This is a genomic window from Rhodanobacter geophilus (genome assembly GCF_040812275.1).
GTDB classification, from domain to species: Bacteria; Pseudomonadota; Gammaproteobacteria; order Xanthomonadales; family Rhodanobacteraceae; genus Rhodanobacter_A; species Rhodanobacter_A geophilus.
The window spans coordinates 117,253-142,651 of the sequence record NZ_JBFOHL010000004.1 but is presented as its reverse complement, the minus strand read 5'-3'; the positions used below and the strand labels follow the sequence as shown (position 1 = coordinate 142,651).

At 70.1% G+C, this 25,399-nt stretch carries 26 protein-coding genes; 2 read left to right on the top strand and 24 right to left on the bottom strand.

The features are described 5' to 3' along the window. Positions 1 to 2: 2 nt before the first annotated feature. Genes ABQJ56_RS06195 through ABQJ56_RS06185 form a run of 3 tightly spaced genes read right to left on the bottom strand, consistent with a single transcriptional unit; the run spans position 3 to position 4,575 of the window. A complete protein-coding gene (locus tag ABQJ56_RS06195; protein ID WP_367844122.1) occupies positions 3 to 2,342 on the bottom strand; it encodes a glycosyl hydrolase family 95 catalytic domain-containing protein in 2,340 nt (779 codons plus the stop codon). After that, on the bottom strand, positions 2,342 to 3,403 hold the full coding sequence (locus ABQJ56_RS06190) for an alginate lyase family protein (RefSeq protein ID WP_367844121.1): 1,062 nt from the start codon (positions 3,401 to 3,403) through the stop codon (positions 2,342 to 2,344). The genes ABQJ56_RS06195 and ABQJ56_RS06190 overlap by 1 nt, the downstream gene beginning before the upstream one ends. Then, positions 3,400 to 4,575 (bottom strand): glycoside hydrolase family 88/105 protein, encoded by a 1,176-nt coding sequence (locus tag ABQJ56_RS06185; RefSeq protein WP_367844120.1) that lies wholly within the window; start codon positions 4,573 to 4,575, stop codon positions 3,400 to 3,402. Before ABQJ56_RS06185 ends, ABQJ56_RS06190 begins: the two co-directional genes overlap by 4 nt. A 112-nt stretch (positions 4,576 to 4,687) precedes the next feature. On the opposite strand from ABQJ56_RS06185, the gene ABQJ56_RS06180 reads away from it, so the two are divergent. Beyond that, a complete protein-coding gene (locus tag ABQJ56_RS06180) occupies positions 4,688 to 5,896 on the top strand; it encodes a DUF4861 family protein (RefSeq protein ID WP_367844119.1) in 1,209 nt (402 codons plus the stop codon). Positions 5,897 to 5,918: 22 nt separating this feature from the next. Then, positions 5,919 to 7,775, top strand: coding sequence for a beta-galactosidase (locus ABQJ56_RS06175; protein ID WP_367844118.1), 1,857 nt, complete (start codon positions 5,919 to 5,921; stop codon positions 7,773 to 7,775). Between the two features lie 32 nt (positions 7,776 to 7,807). Here ABQJ56_RS06175 and ABQJ56_RS06170 read toward each other — a convergent pair whose 3' ends face one another. From ABQJ56_RS06170 to ABQJ56_RS06070, 21 genes are all read right to left on the bottom strand, one after another. Then, the gene (locus ABQJ56_RS06170) at positions 7,808 to 8,965 is read right to left on the bottom strand and encodes an isovaleryl-CoA dehydrogenase (protein WP_367844117.1); all 1,158 of its coding nucleotides are present in this window, start codon (positions 8,963 to 8,965) and stop codon (positions 7,808 to 7,810) included. Between the two features lie 145 nt (positions 8,966 to 9,110). Next, positions 9,111 to 9,545 (bottom strand): excinuclease, encoded by a 435-nt coding sequence (locus ABQJ56_RS06165; protein WP_367844116.1) that lies wholly within the window; start codon positions 9,543 to 9,545, stop codon positions 9,111 to 9,113. 84 nt (positions 9,546 to 9,629) lie between these two features. Next, positions 9,630 to 10,358 (bottom strand): 3-oxoacyl-ACP reductase FabG, encoded by a 729-nt coding sequence (gene fabG / locus ABQJ56_RS06160; protein WP_367844115.1) that lies wholly within the window; start codon positions 10,356 to 10,358, stop codon positions 9,630 to 9,632. A 1-nt stretch (position 10,359) separates the two neighbouring features. Further along, on the bottom strand, positions 10,360 to 10,818 hold the full coding sequence (locus tag ABQJ56_RS06155; RefSeq protein WP_367844114.1) for a hotdog family protein: 459 nt from the start codon (positions 10,816 to 10,818) through the stop codon (positions 10,360 to 10,362). Further along, positions 10,815 to 11,996 carry a beta-ketoacyl-[acyl-carrier-protein] synthase family protein gene (locus ABQJ56_RS06150; RefSeq protein ID WP_367844113.1) on the bottom strand — a complete coding sequence of 394 codons (1,182 nt, stop codon included), beginning with the start codon at positions 11,994 to 11,996 and terminating at the stop codon, positions 10,815 to 10,817. The genes ABQJ56_RS06155 and ABQJ56_RS06150 overlap by 4 nt, the downstream gene beginning before the upstream one ends. After that, entirely contained in the window at positions 11,993 to 12,712 is a 720-nt protein-coding gene (locus ABQJ56_RS06145; RefSeq protein ID WP_367844112.1) for a class I SAM-dependent methyltransferase, read from the bottom strand. Before ABQJ56_RS06145 ends, ABQJ56_RS06150 begins: the two co-directional genes overlap by 4 nt. 53 nt (positions 12,713 to 12,765) lie before the next feature. After that, positions 12,766 to 12,930 carry a hypothetical protein gene (locus tag ABQJ56_RS06140; RefSeq protein WP_367844111.1) on the bottom strand — a complete coding sequence of 55 codons (165 nt, stop codon included), beginning with the start codon at positions 12,928 to 12,930 and terminating at the stop codon, positions 12,766 to 12,768. A 27-nt stretch (positions 12,931 to 12,957) separates the two neighbouring features. Beyond that, a complete protein-coding gene (locus ABQJ56_RS06135; RefSeq protein WP_367844110.1) occupies positions 12,958 to 13,395 on the bottom strand; it encodes an acyl-CoA thioesterase in 438 nt (145 codons plus the stop codon). Further along, entirely contained in the window at positions 13,388 to 14,341 is a 954-nt protein-coding gene (locus ABQJ56_RS06130; RefSeq protein WP_367844109.1) for a lysophospholipid acyltransferase family protein, read from the bottom strand. The genes ABQJ56_RS06135 and ABQJ56_RS06130 overlap by 8 nt, the downstream gene beginning before the upstream one ends. Further along, the gene (locus tag ABQJ56_RS06125; RefSeq protein WP_367844108.1) at positions 14,338 to 14,697 is read right to left on the bottom strand and encodes an ApeI family dehydratase; all 360 of its coding nucleotides are present in this window, start codon (positions 14,695 to 14,697) and stop codon (positions 14,338 to 14,340) included. Before ABQJ56_RS06125 ends, ABQJ56_RS06130 begins: the two co-directional genes overlap by 4 nt. Next, the gene (locus ABQJ56_RS06120) at positions 14,694 to 15,239 is read right to left on the bottom strand and encodes a COG4648 family protein (RefSeq protein WP_367844107.1); all 546 of its coding nucleotides are present in this window, start codon (positions 15,237 to 15,239) and stop codon (positions 14,694 to 14,696) included. Before ABQJ56_RS06120 ends, ABQJ56_RS06125 begins: the two co-directional genes overlap by 4 nt. Further along, positions 15,227 to 15,511 (bottom strand): phosphopantetheine-binding protein, encoded by a 285-nt coding sequence (locus ABQJ56_RS06115; protein WP_367844106.1) that lies wholly within the window; start codon positions 15,509 to 15,511, stop codon positions 15,227 to 15,229. Before ABQJ56_RS06115 ends, ABQJ56_RS06120 begins: the two co-directional genes overlap by 13 nt. Continuing rightward, complete coding sequence (locus ABQJ56_RS06110) at positions 15,508 to 16,299, bottom strand: lysophospholipid acyltransferase family protein (protein WP_367844105.1); 792 nt, start codon at positions 16,297 to 16,299, stop codon at positions 15,508 to 15,510. Before ABQJ56_RS06110 ends, ABQJ56_RS06115 begins: the two co-directional genes overlap by 4 nt. Next, on the bottom strand, positions 16,275 to 17,021 hold the full coding sequence (locus ABQJ56_RS06105) for a beta-ketoacyl synthase chain length factor (RefSeq protein WP_367844104.1): 747 nt from the start codon (positions 17,019 to 17,021) through the stop codon (positions 16,275 to 16,277). The genes ABQJ56_RS06110 and ABQJ56_RS06105 overlap by 25 nt, the downstream gene beginning before the upstream one ends. Continuing rightward, the gene (locus tag ABQJ56_RS06100) at positions 17,018 to 18,265 is read right to left on the bottom strand and encodes a beta-ketoacyl-[acyl-carrier-protein] synthase family protein (RefSeq protein ID WP_367844103.1); all 1,248 of its coding nucleotides are present in this window, start codon (positions 18,263 to 18,265) and stop codon (positions 17,018 to 17,020) included. Before ABQJ56_RS06100 ends, ABQJ56_RS06105 begins: the two co-directional genes overlap by 4 nt. Then, the gene (locus ABQJ56_RS06095) at positions 18,265 to 19,488 is read right to left on the bottom strand and encodes a beta-ketoacyl-ACP synthase (RefSeq protein ID WP_367844102.1); all 1,224 of its coding nucleotides are present in this window, start codon (positions 19,486 to 19,488) and stop codon (positions 18,265 to 18,267) included. The genes ABQJ56_RS06100 and ABQJ56_RS06095 overlap by 1 nt, the downstream gene beginning before the upstream one ends. 238 nt (positions 19,489 to 19,726) lie before the next feature. Continuing rightward, positions 19,727 to 22,087, bottom strand: a complete 2,361-nt coding sequence (locus ABQJ56_RS06090) for an MMPL family transporter (RefSeq protein ID WP_367844101.1) — start codon at positions 22,085 to 22,087, stop codon at positions 19,727 to 19,729. Then, entirely contained in the window at positions 22,084 to 22,695 is a 612-nt protein-coding gene (locus tag ABQJ56_RS06085) for a LolA family protein (protein WP_367844100.1), read from the bottom strand. The genes ABQJ56_RS06090 and ABQJ56_RS06085 overlap by 4 nt, the downstream gene beginning before the upstream one ends. Next, complete coding sequence (locus tag ABQJ56_RS06080; RefSeq protein WP_367844099.1) at positions 22,683 to 23,456, bottom strand: glycosyltransferase family 2 protein; 774 nt, start codon at positions 23,454 to 23,456, stop codon at positions 22,683 to 22,685. The genes ABQJ56_RS06085 and ABQJ56_RS06080 overlap by 13 nt, the downstream gene beginning before the upstream one ends. 8 nt (positions 23,457 to 23,464) lie before the next feature. Then, positions 23,465 to 23,734: an acyl carrier protein gene (locus ABQJ56_RS06075; protein ID WP_367844098.1), complete on the bottom strand. Its 270-nt coding sequence runs from the start codon at positions 23,732 to 23,734 to the stop codon at positions 23,465 to 23,467. Between the two features lie 291 nt (positions 23,735 to 24,025). Continuing rightward, positions 24,026 to 25,129 carry a Glu/Leu/Phe/Val dehydrogenase dimerization domain-containing protein gene (locus ABQJ56_RS06070; RefSeq protein WP_367844097.1) on the bottom strand — a complete coding sequence of 368 codons (1,104 nt, stop codon included), beginning with the start codon at positions 25,127 to 25,129 and terminating at the stop codon, positions 24,026 to 24,028. Between the last annotated feature and the right edge of the window lie 270 nt (positions 25,130 to 25,399).

The following is a 25,399-nucleotide window of genomic DNA, read 5'->3' as shown; positions in this document are numbered from 1 at the left end:
CGTCAGGGCAGGCCGATATGCCGCGTACCCAGCGCTTTCGGTTTGCCGGCGGCGGTCCCGTCGATGGCGGCGAACGGAAGCTTCGCATGGGGCTGGTCGGCGCGTTGGACCAGGTAGGCCTTGCCGGCCTGTGCGCGGAAGCGAAGCACGCCTTGGCCGTTCGCTTCGGCCACGCGCTGGCTGCTGGCGGACACGACGACTTCCGCGGCATTGCCGGGCCACGGATTGCGCACCGCCATGTCGCCGTCGGCGCCGGCCTCGATCACCACCGTGCCCGGCACGCCGTCGTGTACCTGCAGGTCGACCTTGCTGCGCGAGCGGATGTAAACGGTGGCGTCGGCATTCCAGCCCTTCGGCCATGCGGGAGCGATGCGGATCAGGCCATCGTAGTCCTGCACCAGCCCCTCCTGCAGCGCCGCCGCGACCACGCCGGCCTGCTCCACATAGAACTCTGACCCTACGAAATGGGCGAAACCGGACGGGTACTGCTGGTATTTCCCGGTGAGCTGGACGAGCGCCGTCTTCATCTCGTCGGCCAGCCCCAGCCGCGCGGCATCGATGGGGTCAAGGCTCCAGTCGTCCTCGAGCTTGTTCGGCCGCTGCAGGTAGGTGCGCACGGCGGTCGCGTGCAGTGTCCCGCCGTCGCCGATCAGGCCGTAGGGCCAGACGGGTTCGAGGCCGATGTTTTCGCTGTTGTTGATACGCGCGCCCGGATCGGACGACAGGCCGATCACGGCGCGATCGCCGGTGTGTTCCAGCGGAAACGGCGGAAGCTTCGGCAGTGCCTGCTGCAGCCGGGCGACCAGTGCGGCGTCGGTATGCAGGGCGTGCGCAGCGGCGATGACGGCGGGGAACAGTGCCCTCATCGCCGCGACGTCGGTGGTGGGGTCGCGCACATCCCACTGCGTTTCGTGCGCATTGGATGGTGCGGTGTGCAGCAGTCCGTCCGTGGCCGGCCTGGCGTAGGCGAGCAGGAAGCGCGCCGAGGCGGCCATCACCGGGTAGTTGGCGACGAGGAAGGCGTGGTCCTGCGTGGTGAGGTATTGCTGCCAGATCCACAGCGACACTTCGGCGCCGGTCGACAGCGTGCGCGCGTTGTAATACGGCTCGGACTTCGCGCTGCAGTTGAGGCCGGGCTGCTTCAGCCAGCTTTCGTCCTCGTAGCCGTCGCCGTTGAAGCGCATGGTTTCCGGCACGCAGGCGCCGGGGCGGCCGTCCATCTGCGCGCGGGTCCAAGCCTCGATGTTGCTGAGGTTGCTGCGATAGAGGTTGAAGTAGGGTTCGTTCAGGCGATACAGGCCCGCGCCGAGGTTAGCGGCCACTTGCATGCGCAGGTTCCAGTGCCAGTACGCGGACGGCGCCCACTGGTGTGTGTCACGCAACGGCGAGAACAGGTCGGCGATGCCGGCCTGCGAACCGGGCAGCGGGCCGCGGCTTTCGGCGGCGGTGGCGTACAGGTCGATGGCACGCAGGTTTTCCATGTACTCGGCGCTGCCGTCGGCGGAGCCGAGTTTCATCAGGCCGGCGCGCTGCCAGAACGCGTGCCACCAGTCGCGATGCGCGCTGACGGGAATCCTGCCGGCGTCGGCGAGCAGTTGCCGCGCGCGCTGCGTGGCATCGCCGCCTTTCCACTCCGGTGCGGCGACCAGCACGCGGAACGAGCCGTCCGCATCGGGCTTGAACGACAGTTCCACCGCCTGCGGCCCTTGTGCCTGCACGCGCACGTCGCGGGCGTGCGCCGTGACTGCGGCCAGCGAACCGAAGGTCTGCCCGGACGCGCCGGCTTCGCCGATGTCCTTCCACGTTTCGGCGAGCGCAGCGACGCCATGCTGCGCGACGGCCTGCGGCTTGCGCGGTTGCCACAGGTGCAGCAGCACCGATTGCCGTGTGTTCGGATCGGCGCCGCGCACTTCGATCACGGCGACATCGGTGTCGGGTTGCACGTAGACCGTGGCATGCATGCCCGCGCCGCTTTCGCGGAATTCGCCGTCATGGAGGTCGAGCCGGCCCGCATAGTCGGGCGCTTCGGCCAGGCGCTTGAGGCCGGTCAGCACCACCTGGCCCGGCGACAGGCGGCCCGGCAAGGTGTCCGCGCGGTTGAGCTGCAGGGTCAGGCCGGCTTCCGACCACACGGCAAGCCCGAGGCGTCCGTTGCCCAGCGGCATGGCCTCGTCGGCGCGCAGGTTGGGATGCTTCAGCACGATGTCGGAACGGCCCACTACACCCCCGACATCCGCATTGAAGCGTTGGTCGTGCCATGCGGTGGTGGTTTCGCTGGCTTGGCACACGGGCATGCCAAGACCGGTGGCGAGCACGAGTGCTGCGAGTGCGAGGCGGTTCATCACTTGTGTTCCTGGGTTGGCGTGCAGACCTGGAGCACGGGCGGTGCATCGCCCGGCCGTCCGGCCAGTGCTCGGTACTTCGGTATCAGCACCGTCGCCTGCGCATACAGCGCGGCGCTGTTGCGCGGGTCCCACGTGCCGCCGTAGCCCTTCAGCCCGGCCCTCTGCCGTTCGATGTCGAACGGCTCGCTGGTGCGCACGAATTCCTGGTGCGTGCGCCGGCCGTCGGCATAGGGCGCCAGCCAGTCCAGCGCGGCGGCGATGGAACTGCCGGTGGACGAGCGCGCTTCGAGCAGGTTGTCCTTGCCGTAGGGTGAGAGCGCCAGCGCAGCCTGCACCAGTGGTTCGAGGTCATAGGTGACGTAATGCAGGGCATCGCGTTGCGCGAAGTCCACCGTGCCGCCGTCGGGGCGGATGTTCGCGGCTACCTGGATCATCAGCCGCTCGCGCGCGGCGGCGACGAGTTGCGGATCGCCCAGCGCGGCGGCGCTGGTGGCGAGCAGCTTGATGCGATGGCTCTGCCAGTTGTTCATGTCGTTGATGTAGGTGGAACCGGTCTTGGCCTGCAGTCGCGCGAGATAGCCTTCGGCGATGCGGCGGATCAGCGCGGCCATCGCGTCGCGCGTGGAAGCAGGCAGGGCATCGCGGGTGAGCGCCCAGGCCTGGAACAGGTCGGCGAGGTTGGTCTCGTCGATGGGATTGAAGTCGGGCTGGTAGGTGGTGGCCCAGGCGTCGAGATAGCGCGTCACCTGCTGCAGCAGCTCCGGTTTGCCGCGCAGGCGCCATGCCACTGCGGCGCGCAGCGCCAGCGGCCAGTCGTGCTCGGCTGCGTCGCTGGCGTCGTGGATGCCCTGGTGCGGCAGCAGGCCTTGCGTGTGCAGGTGGGCCATGGGGTGCGGCTGGTCGCGCAGGTGCGCCAGTGCATCGGTCACCACGGTATCGTTTGCGCTGGCGGGCGATGGCGTCGCCAGCGGGCACCACCAGCGCGGTGCATCGGCGGCGTGCGCGGTCGTGCAGGCGAGGGTGAGCAGGGCGGCGGGAAGGCGGTGGCGTGCGTTCATCGCGATTTCTTCCCGCTCAGTGCTTCGACTTCGCCGGCGGCGAGCAGGAAGACGCCTACGCCGTACACGTGGCTGGCGCCGGGCGGGTAGTCGCCGGGAGCGGCACCGATCGGCTGGATGTCGCCGAGTCGGCCATCCGCGTAGATCTCGCCCACCAGCCCGCGCCAGCCGCGATCGATGACCGGGCGATAGGTGACGTCGTCGAGCACGCCGTGGTGCACGCCCCAGGCCAGCGCATAGACGATGAAGGCGGAGCCGGAGGTTTCGGGGCGCGGGTAGGCGTCCGCATCGAGCAGGCCCGCGCGCCACAGGCCGTCGTGGCCTTGCAGTTGCGCCAGCCGCGCAGCCATTTCGCGGAACTGCTGCAGGTAGCGCGGGCGCTGCGGGTAGTCGGCGGGCATCAGTGTCAGCACGCGCGCCAGTCCGGCCATCACCCAACCGTTGCCGCGGCTCCAGAACAGCTTCTGCCCATTGCGTTCGTACTTGTGCAGGTAGGAGGCATCGCGGCTGTAGAGGTGCTCCACCGGGTCGTACAGCAGCGCGCTGGTGATCCACCACTGGCGATCCATGTAGTCGAGATACGCCCTGTCGTGCGTGGCGTCGGCGAGGCCGGCCCAGGTCGCCGGCGCCATGAACAGCGCGTCGCACCACCACCACAGCGGGTGCCGCGGATCGTCGGGCGTGCGCATCTGCATGTCGTAGCGGTCGCGCAGCGGCTTGATCATCGCGGGATCGGGCGCGCGCGCGTACAGCGCCAGCCAGGCCTGCGCCACCGCCTGGTCGTCGGCGTGGTGCACGCGCGGGCCGAGACGCCAGGCGAAATGTACGCCTTCGCGGCGCACGTAGTCCGCATAACGCGCATCGTGCAACTGGTCGCTGGCGCTGAGGAAGCCGAGGTAGAGCGGGGCGAAGGTCCAGTCCAGGCTGTCGTGGTGTTCGACCCGCGCGAGTTGCCAGCCTGCCACCCGTGCAGCGGCGCGACGGATGTCGGCGGGTTTCACCGCGCCGGAGAGCTGCGCGCGTGGCCCGGGGTTGGCCGGCGCGTCGCCGGACCGGGGATCATCGGCGCGCGCCGGTCGAGGCGACAACACCAGCGACGCACTGAGCAGGCACAGCACGCACGTCAGCAGGCGCGGTGAAGACGGGAACGGAGCAGGACGTGCGGTCGACATGGCGATCCGGGATCTGGGCATGTTGTGGGCCGGGTCGAGCTTAGGCTAGAGTTTCAAAAAGTTTCAATAACTTTTGAAACTTTCGAATTCTTTCTGTCGGGCGAGATCGGGCATGGCGGGGGCGGCACGCGGCATCGGGGGCGGCATCGCGCTGCTGGCGGCACTTTGGCTGGCCGCGGCGGATGCAGCACCGGCTTCATCGGCGCCGCTGGAACTGGCGGTGAGCAACCCGCTCGCGCTGGCCCGCCATGGCGAAGTGCTGTCGCTGCCCCTGGCCGAGGTGCTGCAACGGCGGCCGCAGTGGCGCTCGCGCGCCTTGGCCGCACGCGTCGAAGGCAGTGCCGCCTGGTTGCCCGTGCAGGCGTATGCCAGCGATGGCGGGGCCACGCCGGACCGGTTGCTGGTGCAACTCGACATCGCGCCGAAGGCCACCGAGCAACTGGAGATCCTCCCCGCGCCCGCTGCGATGCCGGCAACGCCGAATCCGCTGTTCGCACGCCTCGTGCCCGAGCGCGCCGACGATTTCGCCTGGGAAAACGAGCAGGTGGCGTACCGCATCTACGGGACTGCGCTGGAAAAGACCGGCCAGGTGTTCCCAGGCATCGACGTGTGGTCGAAGCGCCCGCCGCGGCACGTGGTCGATGCCTGGTACAGGCGCGACGCCGAAGGGCAGCGTTTGAACGATCCCTCGATGTCGTACCACATCGACCACGGCGACGGCCTGGACAGCTACGACGTGGGCCACACGCCCGGCGACGGCGGCACCGCGGGCTGGCTGGATGGCGCGCCGGTGGCCTCGCGCAATGCCTTGCGGGTGCGCATCACCGCGCTGGGGCCGGTGCGGCTGCGCTTCGAGGTGGACTATCCGGCGTGGCACGTCGGCAACGTGCTGTTTCATCAGCACAAGGTCGTCACGCTGGACGCCGGTTCGCATCTCAACCGGCAGATGGTGAGCTACCGCATCGAAGGCGCGCCGCGCGCTACCGTGGCCGCTGGCGTGGCGGTGCATGCGGGTGCCAATCTCGTGCATGACGGTGCCATGCGGATCGCTGTGTGGGACATGCCGCAGAAAGCCAGCGCCGGCCGCATCGCCACCGCGCTGCTGCTGGCGCCGGGCGAAACCGCACGCTACGCGGTCTCGCATGACGCGGCCTGGGCGCTGTTCGACGTGGCCGACGGCGACAGCATCCGCTTCGCTTCCGGCTCCGCCTGGTCACAGGGTGACATGCCCGGCTTCCGTGCCTGGCAGTCATATTTGTATGATTATTCGATGCGCTGGTCGAACCCCCTGCAGGTGCGCTGGCCGCACAGCCGCCACTGACGACGTCCAACGAGGAGTACGCATGCAACGTCGAACCTTCCTGCGCCTGAGCGTGCTGACTCCATTGGCCCTGGGCACCGGGTGGCGCATCGGCAGTGCGCGTGCCGCCGCGGCTATGGTCGGCATCAGGCCGGATGGCCGGCCGCATCGTTTCGAATTTTCCGCACAACACTTCCTGCTCGACGGCAAGCCGTTCCAGATCCGCAGCGGCGAGATGCACCCGATCCGCATCCCCGCCGGGTACTGGCGCCAGCGCATCCGCATGGCGAAGGCGATGGGGCTCAACACGATCTCCATCTACCTGATGTGGAACGCGCTGGAATCCGAACCGGGCGTGTTCGACCTCGAGACCGGCAGCCGCGACTTCGCGAAGTTCATCCGCACCTGCCAGGAAGAGGGCATGTGGGTGTACCTGCGCCCCGGTCCCTACATCTGCGGCGAGTGGGATTACGGCGGCCTGCCACCGTACCTGCTGCGCCATCCGCACATCCGCGTGCGCGACAAAGACGACGCCGGCTACATGGCCGCGGTGCGCCGCTACGTCGCCACCATCGCGCCGGTGTTGAAGCCGCTGCTGGCTGCCAGCGGCGGGCCGATCCTGATGGTGCAGGTGGAGAACGAATACGCCTCGTTTGGCCACGACCTCGGCTACCTCCAGGCGATCCGCGCGTTGTGGGAACAGCACGGCGTGCACGGGCCGTTCTCGATCTCCGACGGGCTGGGCCAGGTCCGCAAGCAGAAGACCTATTTGCCCGGCACCGCGCTGGGCCTGGACGGCGACACCGATTTCGCGGGCGCGCAGTCCATCGCCGGCGAGATGCCGGTGTGGATGGGCGAGGGCTATCCCGGCTGGATCACCCACTGGGGCGACAAGGATTTCTCGCGCGGTGACTTCGCTGGCACGCTGGCCACGCTGCTGGCCGAAGGCCGCTCGTTCAACATGTACGTGGTGCATGGCGGCAGCAACTTCGGCTTCGGCGCGGGCGCCAATGCCGACAACGACTATTCGAATTTCCAGCCCGTCATTACCAGCTACGACTACGGCGCGCCGATCGACGAGCACGGTGCGCCGACGGCGGACTACCACGTCTTCCGCAAGCTGCTCGCCGCGCACACGGCGCAGCCATTGCCCGAGCTGCCGCCCACGCCGCCGATGACGGGCTTCGCGCCGTTCACGCCGCAGCCGCACGCTGCGCTGTGGGACAACCTGCCCGCCGCGAAGCCGGTGCGACGCCCGCAACCCAACGAACTGCTGTTCGGCCAGGACCACGGCATGGTGCTGTATCGCCGCCAGGTGCAGGGTGGTGGCGAACTGGTCGTCGACGGTGTGCGCGACTACGCCACGGTGTTCCACGGCGGCCACTATGTCGACTACGTCTCGCGCATGCAGCATCCGAGGCTGCACGCCGGCAACACGGTGCAACTGCCGGCGACCAAGGGCGAGGCGCCACTGGAAATCCTGATCGACAGCTTCGGCCACGTGGGCTACGGCCAGGCCATGGCCGACCGCAAGGGCCTCGTCGGCGAGGTGCGGCTCGACGGCAAGCCGCAGGAAGGCTGGGAGGCGGTGAGCCTGCCGCTGGGCGATGCCTGGCTGGCCGGGCTCAGGCCGCTGCGCGGCAAGCCGACGCGCCCCGGCGTGTTCTTCAAGGGCAGGTTCCCACTCGCGCAGCCCGGCGACTGCTACCTCGACATGGCGGACTGGGCCAAGGGCTACCTGTGGGTCAACGGCCACCTGCTGGGCCGCTACTGGAACCTGGGCCCGCAGCAGCGGCTGTACTGCCCCGCGCCATGGCTCAAGGCCGGCGACAACGAGGTGCTGGTGTTCGACATGCACCGCACCGAGGGTGCGGCGATCCGCAGTGCGGCGGCATTGTAGGAGCCGCTCCTACCGTTGCCGGATGCGCGCGGTCACGCCTTGCCGTGGAACAGCTCGCGGCCGATCAGCATGCGCCGGATCTCGTTGGTGCCGGCACCGATCTCGTACAGCTTGGCGTCGCGCAGCAGGCGGCCGGCGGGGAATTCGTTGATGTAGCCGTTGCCGCCCAGCGACTGGATCGCCTCCAGCGCCACCTTCACCGCATTGACCGAGGCGTTGAGCAGGCAGGCGGCGGGGTCGATGCGCGACTTCACGCCGCCGTCGAACTGCTGCGCCACCATGTAGGCGAAGCCGCGCGAGGACTGCAGCGCGGTGTACATGTCGGCCACCTTGGCCTGCATGATCTCGAAGGTGCCGATCGGCGCATTGAACTGCTTGCGCTCGCGCACATAGGGCAGGGTGAGGTCCAGCGCCGCCTGCATCAGGCCGATCGGGCCGCCGGAGAGCACCAGGCGCTCGGTGTCCAGGCCGCTCATCAGCACGCGCACGCCTTCGTTCACCTCGCCCACGATGTTCCCGGCGGGGATCTCGCAATCCTCGAACACCAGCTCGCAGGTGTTCGAGCCGCGCATGCCGAGCTTGTCCAGCTTCTGCGCGGTGCTGAAACCCTTCATGCCTTTCTCGACGATGAAGGCGGTCATGCAGCGGCTGCCGGCGGGGCGCGGCGCGGTGCGCATGTAGACCAGCAGCACGTCGGCGTCGGGGCCGTTGGTGATCCACATCTTCGAGCCGTTGGCGATCCAGGTGTCGCCGTGCAGCTCGGCCTTGCAGCTCATCGAGCCCACCACGTCGGAACCGGCGCCGGGCTCGCTCATCGCCAGCGCGCCCACGTACTCGCCCGAGCACAGCTTCGGGATGTACTTCTTGCGCTGCGCCTCGTTGCCGTTGTGGAAGATGTTGTTGACGCACAGGTTGGAGTGCGCGCCGTAGGACAGGCCCACCGAGCCCGACGCGCGCGAGATTTCCTCCATCGCCACCATGTGCGCGAGGTAGCCCATGCCGGTGCCGCCGTACTCGGTCGGGATGGTCATGCCGAGCAGGCCCAGCTCGCCGAACTTGCGCCACAGGTCGGCGGGGAACAGGTTGTCGTGGTCGATCTGGGTGGCGCGCGGGGCGATCTCCTTCTCGGCGAACGCGTGCACGGTGTCGCGCAGCAGGTCGATTTCTTCGCCTAGCGGGAAGGGACGCATGGACGGCATTCCAGGGGAATCGGGACGCAAATGATAGCGTGCCGGCAGTGCAGGCGGTTCCGCGGCGCATCAAGTCCCCGGCGCGAAACGGAAACGCCGGCGCATGGCCGGCGTCCCGTTCATCGGGTTTCGGGCGGGTCGACGCTCAGGGCAGCTTGACCAGCCTGGCCTTCAGCGCGACGCCGGACATCAGGAAGCCCTTGTGGCATTCGTAGTTCTGGCCGTCGCTGAATTGGGTGTCGTTGTAGTTGCTGACGATGTCCGTCACGGCGTTGGCACCGGCCTGCGTGGCCTCGTTCTGCAGGTAGATGAGATCGGTGGCGAGCACGTGGTTGCAGGTTTCCTCGTCGCTCTTGCCGAAGGCATTGGTCTTGCGGTTGATGGTGACGTTGTCGTTGACCACCTTGCCTTGCGGGCCGCTGCCGGCCAGGTAGAACTTCACGCTGCCGTCGATCAGGCCGGCCTTCTGCGCAGCCGCCACGCCGTTCTCGAACGACAGGTGGATCACCTTGTCACTGGCCATGGCGGCGGCCGGAACGGCCAGGAGCAAGGCGGCGAGGCCGAGAGTGAGTGCTTTCATGCGTTTCTGTCTCCTTGGGTGGGCTGGGTGGGCAACCGTCGTGAAGGGTGCGCGGAACCGGCATGCTGCCATGGTTCGCCGCGCTCAGCACAGGCCGCCGTTGACGGCGAGCACCTGGCGGGTGATGTAGCCGGCTTCGGAGCTGGCCAGGAAGGCCACCGCGGCGGCGACTTCCTCCGGCGTGCCGGCGCGCTGCGCGGGAATGGCCTTGAGGATGTCCTCCACCGGCACGTCGGCGTCCAGCATGTCGGTGTCGATCAGGCCCGGTGCCACGCAGTTCACGGTGATCCTGCGCCTGGCCAGTTCCACCGCCAGCGCCTTGGCCGCGCCGATCACGCCGGCCTTCGACGCGCTGTAGTTGACCTGGCCGCGGTTGCCGATCAGTCCGGACAACGAGGTGATGCAGACGATGCGGCCCGGCGCGCGGCGGCGGATCATCGGCATCACCAGCGGATGCAGCACGTTGTAGAAGCCGTCGAGGTTGGTGCGCAGCACGCGGTCCCAGTCCTCGTCGGAGAGCGCGGGGAACGCGCCGTCGCGGGTGAGCCCGGCGTTGCACACCACGCCGTAGGGCGCGCCGTGCCGTGCCACGTCGGCTTCCAGCGCGGCGCGGCAGGCTTCGCGGTCGGCGATGTCGAACTGCAGCACGCGCGCGGCGCGGCCCATGGCCTCGATGTCCGCGCGCACCGCCTCGGCCTCGTCGCGCTTCGCGCGGCAGTGCAGGACGAGGTCGTGGCCGGCCTGCGCCAATCGCAACGCGATCGCGCGGCCGATGCCGCGGCTGGAGCCGGTGACCAGGATGGTGTCGGCCATGTCAGGGTTCCGTGGCAGGTGACTGGAACAGGGCGCTGGCGTCGGGCGGGCTGAACACGGTGAGCCGTGCCTCGGCCAGCACGCCGGGCGCCTCGATGCGGCAGGCGAACACGCCCATGCCGCCGTCGTCGTGGAAGTCGCGCCGCGCCTCGATGCGCAGCTCGCTGCCCGGCGCGAACGCGGCCACGTTGCAGGTGTAGTGGCGGGTACCGAGCAGGAAGCCCAGCCGCACCGGTTCGCCTGCCTCCCTGGCCTGGCAGCCGGCCCAGGCGGCGATGGCCTGTGCCATCAGCTCCACGCCCATCCACGCGGGCAGCGTGCCATCCGCATCGTGGAACAGGCCGGAGGCCGGGACGCGGCGGCTGCACACGGCATGTTCGGGGCCGTGTTCCAGCACGGCGTCGAGCAGGACCATCTCGCCCGCGTGCGGCAGCAGCTCGGCGATGGGCCAGGCCGTCACGTGGCGTCCCCCAGGATCAGGCAGGCGTTGTTGCCGCCGAAGGCGAAGGAACTGCTCATCAGCCGGTGCGGTGGGTCGCCCGCCAGGTGCGCGCCGGTTTCGGTGAAGCGAAGCCTGGGCAGCCCCGGATCGGCCACGCCGTCCCAGCGCTGCGGCGGCAGCCGGCCATCGCGCAGGCTGAGCCAGCAGAACGCCGCTTCCAGCGCGCCGGCGGCGGCGAGCGTGTGGCCGGTGAGCGGCTTGGTCGAGGAGCAGGGCACGCCGTGCGGAAACACCGCGGCCACCGCCTGCGCCTCCATCGCGTCGTTGTGCGTGGTGGCGGTGCCGTGCAGGTTCAGGTAGTCGATCTGCGCGGGTTCCAGCCCGGCCTGCGCCAGGGCGGCGCGCATCGCCTGCCGGGCGCCCAGGCCTTCCGGGTCGGGCGAGGACATGTGGTACGCGTCCGAACTCGAGCCCGCGCCGAGCAATTGCACGGGGCCGCGCTCGCGCGTCATCAGGAACAGCGCGGCGGCCTCGCCGATGTTGATGCCGCGCCGCTCGCGCGAGAACGGATTGCAGCGTGCGGCATCCACCGCGCCCAGCGCGTGGAAACCGTTCAGCGGCAATCGCGCCAGCGTGTCCACGCCGCCGCAGAGCACCGCGTCGCAGAGGCCGGTCTGCAGCAGCCGCTGCGCGCTGATGAGGGCGCGCGCGCCGGCGGTGCAGGCGGTGGAGATCACGTGGCAGGGGCCGGCCAGCTCCAGCCATTCGGCGAGGAACTCGGCGGGACCGGCCAGCTCCTGGTGGGCATAGCGGTAATCCGCCGGCCAGGCGCCGTCGCGGCGATACGCGGCGAGGCCGTGGGTGGCCTCCTCGATGCCGCCGGTGCTGGTGCCCAGCACCACGCCGACGCGCGCGTTGCCATGCGTGGCGATGGCGGTGCGGATCTCGGCTTCGATCTCCTGCGCCGCGGCCAGCAGCAGGCGGTTGCAGCGGTTGTCGCGCGTGGCCGCCAGTGGCCCGGGGATGGAGGGCAGTGGCGTACGCACCGCGCCCAGCGGCGGCGCGTGTTCCGGGATCCAGCCGGGCTCCGTGCGCAGGCCGTGCGTGTCGCCGGCGAACAGCGCTTCCGCCACCGCGGCCTTGCCCGCGCCCAGCGCGCAGACCACGCCCAGTGCGTTGAGACAGGTCGCGCTCATGCCTGCGCCGGCTTGCGGGCGGCCACGTTCACCAGGGTCTCCTCGCGCTGGCCGGGCGGCGGCGGTGCGCGCAGGCCCCAGCGTTCGAGCAGGCCGAAGTCCTTCGCCCGGCTCCACCAGAGATACGGCAGCGAGACGTTGGCATCGTCGAACCGGAAGCCTTGCGCGCGCAGCATCGCGAGGTAGCCGTCGGCGCTCTTCTGCACGTGCATCGGGTGGCGGAAGAACCAGCGGATCACCCAGCTGTCGATGTAGGCCTTGGTGGACTCGGCGAACAGCAGCCGCCCGCCGGGCTTCAGTACGCGCCAGAACTCGGCCAGCGCGCGTTCCTGTTCGACCAGGTGGTGGAAAGTCTGGTGGCAGAACAGCACGTCCACGCTGGCATCGGGCAGGTCGATGTGCGCGCAGTCGGCGGCGATCAGCTCCACCGCGATGCCTTCGCGCTGCGCCTCGGCACGCGACAACGCCAGGCTGTGCGGATCGGCGTCCAGCCCGATCAGCCGGTCAGGGGCGAAGGCCGCCTGCAACAGGCGGAACGACTTGCCCTGGCCGCAGCCGGCATCGAGCAGCACGCCGCCGCGTGGCAGCGGCTCGCCGAGCAGGCGCTTCAGGTCGTTGATCGCCACCCGCAGCACGTGGTGCTGCCAGGTGTGGGTGGCGAGGAAGCGGAAGCCGAGGCGGGTTTCTTCGACGTAGGTAGGGCTAGCGTAAGTCATGGGCTCTTATTGAAGAGTGCGGCCATGGATGGCCGCCCGTTTGATCCTCGCGATCATGGATGATCGCCGGAAATGCAGCCGTGCGGCCATGGATGGCCGCCCGTTTGATCCTCGCGATCGTGGATGGTCGCCGGAAATGCAGCCGTGCGGCCATGGATGGCCGCCCGTTTGATCCTCGCGATCGTGGATGATCGCCGGAAATACAGCCGTTCGGTCATGGATGGCCGCCCGTTTGACTTTCGCAATCATGGACGATTGCAAGAAATACAGCGTTCTACCGCTTCGATCATCGCAGCCGGCGAGACCAGCTGCATCACGCCGTCGGCAAGGCTTACCGCCACCTGCACGGTGCTGGCGCGGGTCAGCCGTTCACCACTGGCGGCGTCGCTGATGAGGTAGTGGATCTTCAGCCGGTTCTCCCATTCGACCAGGTCGGCGCGCACCACCAGGCGCTGGCCGAAGCGCGCGGCACGGGCATAGCGCAGTTGCAGGTCGATCACCGGCCACACGTAACCGGCCGCCCTCATCTGCGTGTAGTCGTGGCCGATGCGGTCGAGCAGGGCGCAGCGGGCGACTTCCAGGTATTTCACGTAGTGGCCGTGCCACACCACGTCCATGGAATCGACGTCGAAGAACGGCACGGTGACTTCGACGTCCGCGTGCAATACGCCGGCGCTACGCATCGGTGGCGTCCCAGTACGGATAGAAATTGAACCACTGCTGCGGCGCCAGCAGGCACCACTCGGCGAGGCGGTCGGCGTAGCGCTGCGCCCAGCCGGTGATGGCCACATCGCGCTGGCCGCGTTCCCACGCGGGCGCGTCGAGGAAGCGTTCCAACCGGATCTCGTAGCGGCCCTCGCGCTTGATGCAGCACATCAGGTTCACCGGGCAGCCGAGCAGGCCGGCCAGCAGCCACGGTCCCTGCGCGAACGGGGCGGGGCGGCCGAGGAAATCCACCGCGATGCGGCGCCCCTCGTGCAGCGGCACGCGGTCGCCGGCCATCGCCAGCCATTCGCCGCGGTCCAGGCGCTGCGAGAGGTCGAGCATCAGCGCGGCATCCAGCTCGCTGACCTGGATCAGCCGCAGGCGCTGCTCGCCCGCCTCGCCGAGCAGGCGGTTGAGGTGGGCGACGTGGTGCGTGTGCACCAGCACGTTCAGCGGCACCTGTTCGCCCAGCTCGGCCAGCGCGCGGCAGACGTCGAGGTTGCCGAGGTGGGTGCCGACCAGGAGCTGGCCACGCCCGCCGTGGCGGCTCGCCAGCAGCTGCGCGCGCAGGCCGTCGGGATCGAGCAGGCGCACCTGCTCCAGCCGCAGCGCGCCGCGCCACACGTCGAGGCGATCCAGCAGGCAGTCGGCGAAGGCCATGAACTGCGCGAACACGCGGCGCGGGGTGGGGCGAAGTCCGGCGCGGCCGCTCGACGCGGCGAGGCGTTCGTAGAACTCGTGGATGCTGCGCCGCGCGCGGCGCCCGGTGAGGAAGAAGTACAGCACGATCAGGTGCAGCAGCGGCGACAGCAGGCGCCGCCCGCAACAGCGCGCCACGAAGGCGGTGAAGCGCATCAGCAGCAGGCTGCCGCGTTCGCGCTGCGCGGACCAGTGCCGCCGCGTGGCCAGCTGCGCCTCGTTCATGCGTGCGGCTCCAGCACGAGGCGGCCGGAGGAGTACGCGGTCTCGCCTGCGCGATAGGCGAAATGCAGCTTGCCACGCGCGCGGTCGTGGCGCAGCGCCAGCGTCACCTGGCCGCCCGGCTGCAGCAGGCGCTGGAACTTCAGCGCCTCCATCTCGCGGCACCGCGGCGCAGTGCCGAGGCGCGACGCGGCCAATTGCAACGCCCAGGCGATTTGCACCGCGCCGGGCAGCACCGGCGCCTGCGGGAAGTGGCCGGGGAAGTACGCAAGGTCGTCCGGCACCTGCAGCTGCAGCGTGCATTCGTCGCCGTCGCGCCGCTCGTCGAGGATCGCGGGACCGGTGCGCCGCGCGCTCATGCGTTCACCCGCAGCCGCTTGCGCAGCAGCCATTCGCCCACGAACAGCGGGCCCATGATGAAGTACACGATCAGGCCGTTGTACAGCGTCCACCATTTCAGCGGCGCCCACAGCGTGAGCGCGGCCGACATCGCGGCGTTGAACACGAAGAAGCCCACCCACACCCAGGTGACCTTGCGCGTGTAGGGAATCGCCGCGTCGGGCAGGTCCGGTTCGCGCACGCGGGCGATGCGTTCCACCACGGGCGGCCCATAGACCAGGCTGAGCCCGAAGGTGAGCAGCAGGAACAGGCTGATGAGGGTGGGATACCAGCGCAGCAGCGAGGATTCGCCGCTGACGCCGAGCAGCGCGCAATAGGCCAGCGCCACGATCAGCATCCAGCGGCCGCCCGGCTCGCGCAGCAGGAACGGCGCGCGCAGCAGCCACGCCGCCGCCAGCACCAGCGCGAACACGTGCGGCGGCACCGTCTCCATCCCGAAGTAGACCAGGAACGGATACAGGACGCCGAGCAGCGGCAGCAGGATGGCGATCAGCTTGCGCATGCGGCCTGCTGGCTGGCGACGAAGGCGGCGAGGCTGGCCACGGTGGCGAAATGCCGGCGCGCGTCCCTGTCGTCCGAGGCGATGCGGATGTCGTAGCGCTTCTGCAGCGCCAGCGCCAGCTCCAGCGCGTCCACTGAATCCAGCCCCAGCCCTTCGCCGAACAGCGGCTGCTGCGGCGGGATGTCGGCGACGGCGAGGTCTTCCAGGTTCAGCGTGTCGATGACGAGCTGGGCGATCTCCTGCTCCAGCGCGGTATGGGTCGAGGCGTTCACGAGGCGGCGAGCTCCCTGAGGAAGAGTTGGTGCAGGTGGTCGTTGAGGCGGCGCGAGGCGATCGGCATGGGCGCATCGGCATTGAACGACGCCGGATCGATGTCCGCGCCCACATGCAGGCGCACGCGGAAGCGGCAAGGCGGAATGTGATACCACGGCCGGCCCTTGGTCAGCGTGGGCGGCTCGACGGTGATGAACACCGGCGTCACCGTGCGTGCGCCGCGCAGCGCGATGGCCGCCGCGCCGCGATGGAACCGCGGCGGCTGGCCCGGCACGGTGCGCGTACCCTCCGGAAACACGATCAGGCACTGGCCCTCGCGCAGCACGTCGGCGGCGCGTTCGAGCATCTCCATGCTGCCGTCGTTGCCGATGTACTGCGCGGTGCGCACCGGGCCGCGCGTGCACGGGTTGCCGAACAGCCCCTGCTTCACCACGCAATTCGCGTCGCGGATCTGCGAGACCAGGAACACCACGTCGATCAGCGAGGGATGGTTGGCCACCACCAGTTGGCCGGGGCGCCCCAGCCGCTCGGTGCCGTCGATCACGAAGTCCAGCACGCGGGTGCGGTACATGAACTGCACGTGCAGCCAGAATGCCTTGCTGATCGCCGCACGCGCACGGCGGCGCCTGGCCAGCGTGTCGCCGGGCAGGATGCCGAGCACGGGCAGGACCAGCACGCGCAGCAGCAGCCCGCCCACGCCGAACAGCACGAAGCTGGCGCCGGTGGCCACCAGGCGCCACGCCCAGGCATCGCGGCGTTGGTTCAGCGGGTACGTTGCCAGTTCCATCGGCGTGCCTTCCAGGTGTGTTGAAACGCGGTTTCGCGGGCGAGCAGGGCGCGCAGGAAATCCAGCGCGTGCGGCCAGGCGCAGGGCGCATCGCCATGGCCGCGCCCCAGGCGCAACTGCCAGTCGCCGCCGGCGGGCGTTTCCGTGCTTGTATCGGTCTTCCCCAGTCGCAGCGCCACAGCATAGGAGAACGGCACGTCCGCGATCCACTGCGCGTAGGCCGGCGGCGGCAGCTCCTCGGCCACCACCAGCAGCACCGAAGGCGCACCGGCGACCAGCTGCAGCGCGCCTTCCAGCAGCGCGTGCTCGAAGGTGTCGGCTTCGCCGGCGATGGCCACCGACTCGCCGCGCTGGCCGCGCAGGATCGACCACTGGCCCGCGATGGCGTTGTGCACCGAGAGGCCGAACTGGGTGGGCGACAGCGGCCGGCCGTCGGCGACCTCGCCGAGCAACTGCCAGGTGCGTGGCGTTTCGCCGTGCCGCGAGCCGAACACGAAGGGCAACTGCTCGGCGTCGCCGCACAGCGGCCACGCCGTTCCCAGCGTCATCCGCGCGAGCCGGCTCAGCCGGCGTCGTTGCAGCGTGGGCAGGAAGGCGCAGGCGGGCTGCGCCTGGGCGTCGTCGGGCACGACTTGCGGGGCCTGCGCCCAGGCCTGCCAGTCGGACGCGCTGTCCAGCCCGGGCGCCCAGGCGCGCCAGCCTTCGAGGCGGAACGCGATCATGCGGCGCCCTCCGCCGGGCGGCGGAACAGCAGCGCGGCGCAACTGCCGCCGAAGCCGAAACTGCTGCTGAGCGCGGCGTCGATGCGCTGCTCGCGGTTCGCCGCGAGCAAGGGCGCGCCGGCGAAGGCGGGGTCGGGATCGCCCAGCGGCGCGCCGGCGGCGAGGAAACCGTGCTGCAGCATCAGCAGGCAGGCGATCGCATCCAGCGCGCCGGCGGCACCGGGCGCGTGGCCCAGCAGCCCCTTGATCGAGGAGATCGGCGGCACCGGCATGCCGCGCTCGGCGAACACGGTGGCGATGGCCTGCCATTCGGCGAGGTCGCCCTGCGTGCCGCCGGCGTGCGCGTTGACGTAGCCCGGCAACGTGCCGGCGCGGTCCAGCGCCTGGCGCAGCGCGCGGGCGATGCCGTCGGCAGCGGGGCCGACCATGCTGGCCGCATCGGTGGCGCTGCCGTAGCCGGCGAGTTCCGCCAGCACGCGGGCGCCGCGCGCCTGTGCATGCTCCAGCGACTCCAGCACCAGCACGCCGGCGCCCGCGGCCAGCGCGAAGCCGTCGCGTTGGCGATGGAACGGGCGCGAGGCGCGTGCCGGCTCGCCCTGTGGCGACAGCGCGCCCATCGCGTCGAACCACATCGCGGTGCTGGGGTGCAGTTCCTCGGCCCCGCCGGCGATCACCACGTGCTGCCGGCCGAGCTGGATCAGCTCCATCGCATGGCCGATCGCGTGCGCCGAACTGGTGCAGGCCGAGCTGATCGTGTAGCTGCTGCCGCCGATGCCGAAGGCCTGGGCGAGGCCGGCCGACAGCGCGCTGCTCATGCCGCGCGGCACGAGGAAGGGCGAGAGTTTCGCGATGCCCCGGGCGCGATGGCTGGCCAGCGCCGCCTCGTGCTCGCTGAGCGCCGCGCCGCCGCCCAGCACCAGGCCGCAGTCGGGTCCGGCGAGGCGCGCAACAGGCAGGCCGGCCTGCGCCAGCGCCTCGTTGGCCGCATGCCAGGCGTACAGCGCCGGGGCGGGAAGGAAGCGGCGCAGCTTGCGCGGTGGCTCCGGCGGCAGCGCCGCCTCGTCCACCGGGCCGCCCACCGTGCCGCGCATGCCCAGCGCGGCGAAGGCGTCCATGCGGCGCAGGCCGTGGCGGCGCGTGCGCAACGCGTCGAGCAGCGCGGCGATGCCCGCGCCCACGCAGCTCACCGCGCCCATGCCGGTGACTGCCACGCGCGGCAGGCCATGGGCGTCGCGCAGGTGCATCAAGCGACCGCCCTGAAGATCAGCGAGGTGTTGATGCCGCCGAACGCGAAGTTGTTGTTCATCACCACCTCGGTGGCGATGGTGCGGCCTTCGCCCGTCAGGTAATCCAGTTCGGCGCAGTCGGGCGCAGGTTCGTCGAGGTTGAGCGTGGGCGCGAACCAGCCGTCGCGCATCATCGCGATCGCCCACCACGACTCCAGCGCGCCGCAGGCGCCCAGCGTGTGGCCCACGTAGCTCTTCATCGCGCCGACCGGCACGCGCGCGCCCAGCACCTCGGCGGTAGCGTGGCTTTCGGCGACGTCGCCGCGGTCGGTGGCGGTGCCGTGGGCGCTGACGTAGCCGATGGCGCCGGCTGGCAGCTGCGCGTCTTCCAGCGCGAGGCGCATCGCCACCGCCATCGTCCCGGCGGTGGGCTGGGTGATGTGGGCGCCGTCGGAGTTGCAGCCGAAGCCGACCACTTCCGCATAGATCGTGGCGCCGCGCGCCTTCGCGTGTTCGTATTCCTCGAGGATCAGCGTGGTGGCGCCTTCGCCCACCACCAGGCCGTCGCGCTTCGCGTCGAACGGGCGCGGGGTGAGCCGCGGCTCGTCGTTGCGCGTGCTGGTGGCGAACAGCGTGTCGAACACCGCGGCGCCGGGACCGGAGAGTTCCTCGGCGCCGCCGCACAGCATCAGCTTCTGCTTGCCGTAGCGGATCGCCTCGTAGCCGTAGCCGATGGCCTGGCTGCCCGAGGTGCAGGCGCTGGAGGTGGGAATGACGCGGCCCTGCAGGCCGAAGAACACGCCCACGTTCACCGCCGTGGTATGCGCCATGGTCTGGATGTAGCTGGTGGCGGTGATGCCCTGCATCGAGCCGGTCTCCAGCATGCGCCCCACCACGCGCACCGGCTCCACGCTGCCGCCCGATGAGCCGTAGGCCACGCCCATGCGGCCGTCGCGGATCGATGCGTCGCCGAGCAGGCCGGCGTCGCGCAGCGCGTGCTCGCTGGCGGCCACCGCGAACTGCGAGACGCGACCCATGGAGCGGGTCTTCTGGCGCGGCCAGGGTGGCGGCGCGAAGTCGTCCACCGGGCAGCCGAGGCGGCCGTTCAGCGCGTCGAAGTAATCCCATTCGTGCATGCGGCGCACCGCGTTGCGGCGTTGGCGCAGCCGTGCGGAAATCGTGGCCCAGTCGTGGCCCAGCGGCGTGATGCCGCCCATGCCGGTGACGACGACGCGGTTCATGCGTGAGACTCCCGGACCAGACTTGGTCGAGCGTTTCGCACGCCTGCCGGCGCGCGAGATGCTTCTCTTTTGCGTGCCCAAAAGAGAAGTGGCCAAGAGAAAAGGGCACCCCGCGGACGCGCCCTCCGGATGCCCTTCTCTTGGGTTACTTTCTCTTGGGCACGCAAGAGAAAGTGACTCGGGCCCCGGCAGGGGCACGAAACTCCGGCCAGAGGCCGGCAATCCACCGCGGTCTCCCTCATGGCGATGCTCCGATTTCCGGTCGACTGGCCGGCACCAGCAGCGCGGTAAACGCGATCCCCAGCAGCAGCGTCAGCCCGAAATCCCGCAACGCCGGCAGCGAACTCAGCGACAGCAGGCCGAAGGAGAGCAACGCGGTGAGCGCCGAGAGCAGCACGCTGGCGTACATCGCCCCCGGCTTGTCCGCGGCGTGCGGCTCGCCCTCGTGCAGGAACACCGCGTAGTTCGCGCCCACGCCCAGCACCAGCATCAGCGCCATCCAGTGGAACAGGGTCAGCGGCTGCCCGAGGTAGCCCAGGGCGGCGAGGGTGAGCGCGATGCCCAGGACCGGCGGCGCCAGCACGCGCGGCGCGCGCCGCCAGCCATAGCGCCAGCCGAACACCGGCACGATCAGCAGCACCGCGGCGAGCAGCCACACGCTGGCGTAGCCGCGGTAGCGGCCGAACAGGCCGGTCACGCTGGCGGGCTTGTCCACCAGGTGCACGCCAGGCAGGCCGGCGGCGGCATCGGCGAGCAATGCGCCGTTCTCGCTGCCTTGCGGCAGTACCAGCGAGGCACAACCCTGCGCGCTGCAGCCCATCCACAACGGACGGAACGGGGTGGACAGCGGAGTCTTCAGCCAGTCGTCCAGTCGCAGCGGCGTGCCGGGCCAGGCGGCGAGGTACGCATCGATGGCGGCCGGGCGGAAACCTGCGTCGGCAAGCGTCTGGCGCAGGCGCGCGGGATCGTGGAACAGCCGGGCGAGCAGGGCATGATCCTGTGCCTGTCGCGCCTGCGAGGGCACCATGCCGGCCAGACCCAGCCAGCCTCCCAGCCTGCCGTCGTCGGCCAGTGCCTGCAGGCGCGTTTCCAGTGCTTCCTCGCGCTGCAGGGTCTGTTCGCTGTCCTTGCCCTGCACCAGGTAGAACTGGCTGCCGTTGCCCAGCCCGGTGACCTCGCGGATCCGCGCCTCCTGCGTGGCGAGCGCGGCCGGCTGGGCGATCAGGTTGTGCACGTCGTCGTCGTGGCGCAGCTGCGTCCAGCCGGGCAGGGCGAGCAGCAGCAACAGCACTGCCGCCAGAGCGCCGCGCCAGCCGTGTGCCGGCGTGGCCAGCGCGCGCTGCAAGGTGCGCGCACCGCGCACCAATGCGGGCGTCATCGGTTGCGCCGGGCGTTGCAGCAAGGCCGGCAGCAGCCAGAACACGCTGAGGCAGGCGGCACCCATGCCGCCGATCGCGAACACCGCCATCTGGCGCAGCGCGGGAAACGGCACCAGCCCCAGCAGCGCATAGCCCAGCAGCGAGGTCGCCAGCGCCAGCAACAGGGCTGGGCGCACCTGGCGCAGGCCGGTGCCGGCCTGCCATTGCGCACCGGCGTTGGCGCGCGCGCTCAGGTACTGGATCGAGTAGTCCACCGCCTCGCCCAGCAGCGCCGCGCCGAACACCAGGGTAAGCAGGTAGACCTTGCCGAACACCAGCAGCGAGACGGTGGTGGCGGCGACCACGCCCACCGCGGTGGAGAGGAAGGCCAGCAGCAGCGGCCCGGGCGAGCGGAACACGGCCAGCAGCAGCAGGGCGATGCCGAGCGAGGAGATCCAGCCCACCATGTGCACGTCGTGTTCCGCGCCGGCGCGCGCGGCGGCGGCGTAGAACACCGCGCCGGTGCGCAGCAGCCGGATGCCGGGGTAGTCGCGCGTGATCTGCTGCTCGGCGTCGTGCAGGGCGCCCAGCGCGCGGTGTTGCACGCCGTCGTCGTAGGACGAGCCGTCGAGCGTGGCGGTGACCAGCACGTACGTGGCCTTGCCGCGATGGGCGACCAGCAGATCGTCCTCCGGCAGCAAGGGCGAGCGGCTCCACGGCTGCTGCGCCAGCCAGTGCTGCAGCCAGCCGAAGGGGTCGTCGGCGAGCGGCACGCCCACCCCGGTGACAAAGGGTTCGTTGAGCCGTTGCGCCAGCGCCTGGGCGGGGTCGTGGCCCGGTTGCGCGAGGACGCCGCGGTCGGCGTCGGTGAGCAGGAAGAAGCGGTGCAAGAGGTAAGGCGCGGCCATCCGTGCCACGTCGAATGGCGGCAGTTCCGCGGTCACCGAGCCGAACACCTTGTGCGTGGCCAGCGCCTTGCCCAGCGCGCGGGCGGCGTCCTTGGCGCGTGCGTCGTCGTCGCTTTCCACCAGCAGCACCATGCGGTCGCCGTTGGCGTGGGCCAGCCGTTCCGCCGCGGCCTCGGCCAACGGGTTCTGCTCGGTGGCGGGCAGCATGGCCAGCAGGTCGGTCTGGATCGGCAGCGGGCCGCGGCCGAACAGCAGGTATGCCCCCAGCGCGGCGACCAGCACGGTGGCGACGGCGAACAGGCCGGCGCGCAGCTTGAGTGTTCGTGGCGTCATGGCAGGCCGAGCGCGCGCCGCTCCGGCGCAGCCAGCGGGCCGGCGTCGCGGGTGTGCGCGAAGCGGATCTCGGTGCGGCTGCCGTCCTGCATCGCGATGGTGATGCCCTGCAGGTAGTCGTCGCCTTGCAGCTCGATGCTGCCCAGCACGCGCGCCATGCGCTCCTGCTTCGGCACGAAACGCAGCGTCCAGTGCACGGGCGTGCCGCTGGCCTCGACGCTGAACTGGCGCAGCGCCTCGTCCAGCCTGCCGCCCAGCATGCCTTGCAGCATCTGCGAGACCTGGCTGACGCCGCGGTCGCCACGCATGGGGTGGGGCGTGCCGTCCGCGTCGATGCGCGCGGTGTGGTTGCCGGAGAGCGCCAGGGTTTCCCGGTAGGGCGATTCGGTTTGCCACAGCATGCCGTGGCCGAGCACGAACAGCAGCCGGCCGCTGCTCACCTGCGGCTTGGCCAGCGCGGGGTTGCTGCGGGTCTGGGTGAAGTCGGCGCGCACGGCGGCATGCCGGCCCAGCCCGGCCAGCACGTTCCGCAGCAGGGCGTCGTCCGCCTGTGCGCCGCCGAACGGCGCAAGGCAGCACAGCAACAGCAGGAGCATCAGGCGGCGCATGCGGTTTCTCCACGGAAGCGGCGCCACAACAGCCGTGGCGCCCGGGGCAGCATGCCAAGCAACAGCCGCGTGTGCATCGCCGAGATGCGCAGGTTGTCGCGGAACATGCGGAAGTGGGACAAGCCGTTCGCCGGATAGATCACCCGGGTGGGCAGGTTGACCACCGGCAGGCCGCGCCAGACCAGCCGCACCGCGATCTCGGTGTCGAAATCCATGCGCGCGGGAGGCGGCTTGCGCGCGATCTCCGCGCATGCGGCATCCAGCGGATACAGGCGATAGCCGCACATCGAGTCGCGGATCGCCAGCGACAGGGTCTCCAGCCAGACGCAGACGTGGGTGACGTAGCGCCCGTACAGGCGCGCCCGCGGCACGCTGGCGTCGTAGACCGGGGCGCCGCAGACCAGCGCGTGCGGCCGGGTACGGGCGGCGTCGAGAAAACGCGGCACGTCGCCGGTGTCGTGCTGGCCGTCGGCGTCGATCTGCAGCGCGTGGCTGTGGCCGGCCTCGTGCGCGGCGCGCAGCCCCGCGCAGATGGCGCGGCCCTTGCCCTGGTTGTGCGGCAGCCGCAGCAGGCACACGCCATCGGCGTCGCGCGCCAGCGCGTCGAGCACCTCGCGCGTGGCGTCGTCACTGCCGTCGTCGACGATCAGCACGGGCAGGCCGTGCGCGCGCAGCGCCTGCACGGTGCCCACGATGGTGCCGCCGTGGTTGTAGATAGGGATCAGCGCGCAGGGGGCGAAGCGGCCGTGGGCGTCCGGCATGGCCGGGCTCAGCGTTCGAGCAGGCCGCGCACGGTGCCCACCACGTCGCCCACGGTGCGCACGTTCTTGAAATCCTCCGGCTTGATGCGCATGCCGGTCATCTCCTGCACCTGGATGGCCAGGTCCACCGCATCGATGCTGTCCAGGCCGAGGTCGCTGAACAGGTGGGCGGATGGCGTGACGAGCGCCGGATCGATCTCGAAGGTGCCCTGCAGCACGTCGCGCAGACGTTCCAGGATGTCCGTGTCGCTGATGTCGGCTGCCAGGATGGTGCTCATATCGCGTTCTGCTCTTGTTGTTCCGTGCGTGTCGTGAAGCCTTCCGGGGCGGTGTTCCGTGTGGGATGGCCGGGTCGCCGCTGGCGACGCCCGACCCGGCCGGCATCGGCGATGCCGGTCTTCCCGACGAGGTGCTTCCCCCTGGATCGCGGGCGCCGGCCGCGCCGGCCTCCGCGATCCCGCGCAGTGTAACAGAGCCCCGCCGCGGACCGGGCGCGGCCGGCGGCCAGGCGCCGCAATGCGGGAGGCCGCCTCGCGGCGGCCTCCCGGGGGCTTTCGGGCAGGACGGGCCTACTGGCCGCGCATGCGGCCCTGGAAGCGGGTGCCGCCGTTGCCCATGTGCGGCAGCTTGATCTTGCCGATCGCGCTGATGCGCTCCTCGGCGAGACGGTCGGCGGCCTTGTAGGTGGGCACGTTCTGGGTCTTGCTGATCTCGTAGATGCGGCCCAGGTTGTAGTAGATCGTGCGCATCATGCGCATCGCGCGCTCGCGGTTGTAGCCGTCGATCTCCAGCGAGACGTTCATCACGCCGCCGGCGTTCACCGCGTAGTCCGGCGCGTACAGCACGCCGCGGCGGGTCAGCTCGTCGCCGATCGCGTCGGTGGCCAGCTGGTTGTTGGCGGGGCCGCAGATGATCTTGGCCTTGATGCGGTCGATGGTCTGCTCGTTGACGGTGCCGCCCAGCGCGCACGGGCTGTACACGTCGGCGTCGACGTCGTAGATCTCGTCCAGGCCCACCGCCTCGCAGCCCAGTTCGTCCACGCAGCGCTGCACGGCTTCCTTGTTGATGTCGGTGACGAACACCTTGGCGCCCTGCTCGCGCAGCAGCTTGATGAACTCGCTGCCGACGTGGCCGCAGCCCTGCACGGCGTAGCTGTACTTGCCCACGTCCTCGTTGCCGTACTTGTACTGCAGCGTGGCCATCAGGCCCTGCAGGGAGCCGTAGGCGGTGAACGGCGAGGGGTCGCCCGAGCCGCCGTGCACCTGGTGCACGCCGGTGACGTATTCGGTCTCGCGGAACACGTATTCCATGTCGTTGACGTCGATGCCCACGTCCTCGGCGGTGATGTAGCGGCCGTTGAGCGAGTTGATGAAGCGGCCGAACGCGCGGAACAGCGCCTCGGACTTGTCCTTGGACGGGTCGCCGATGATCACCGACTTGCCGCCGCCCAGGTTCAGGCCGGCCACGGCGTTCTTGTAGGTCATGCCGCGCGACAGGCGCAGCACGTCGTTCACCGCTTCCTGCTCGGTCTTGTACGGCCACATGCGCAGGCCGCCGAGCGCGGGGCCCAGCACCGTGTTGTGGATCGCGACGATGGCCTTCAGGCCGGCGTCCTTGTTGTGGCAGAAGACGACTTCCTCGTGACCCGTGTTGGCGATGGTTTCGAAAATCATTGGTACGGCGACTCCATGGAGAGGTGCCCGCAGGCATCCAGGATGGCGGCATCGCAGCGATGGCCACCGGGGGAACAGCAACGACACGTATGCGTCGCCCCGGACGGGCCGGGGCGACGAACCAAGTCGGACATTCTAGTACGGCGGCCCGCGCGGGCCGTGCGGCGTCGCAACACGACGAGCGGTCGGTCGCGCCTGAAACATGAATGAGGGATGAATAATTCTGGCAGGCGTGCCCGTCTTTCACCCGCCGTTGCGCATTGGGTAGTG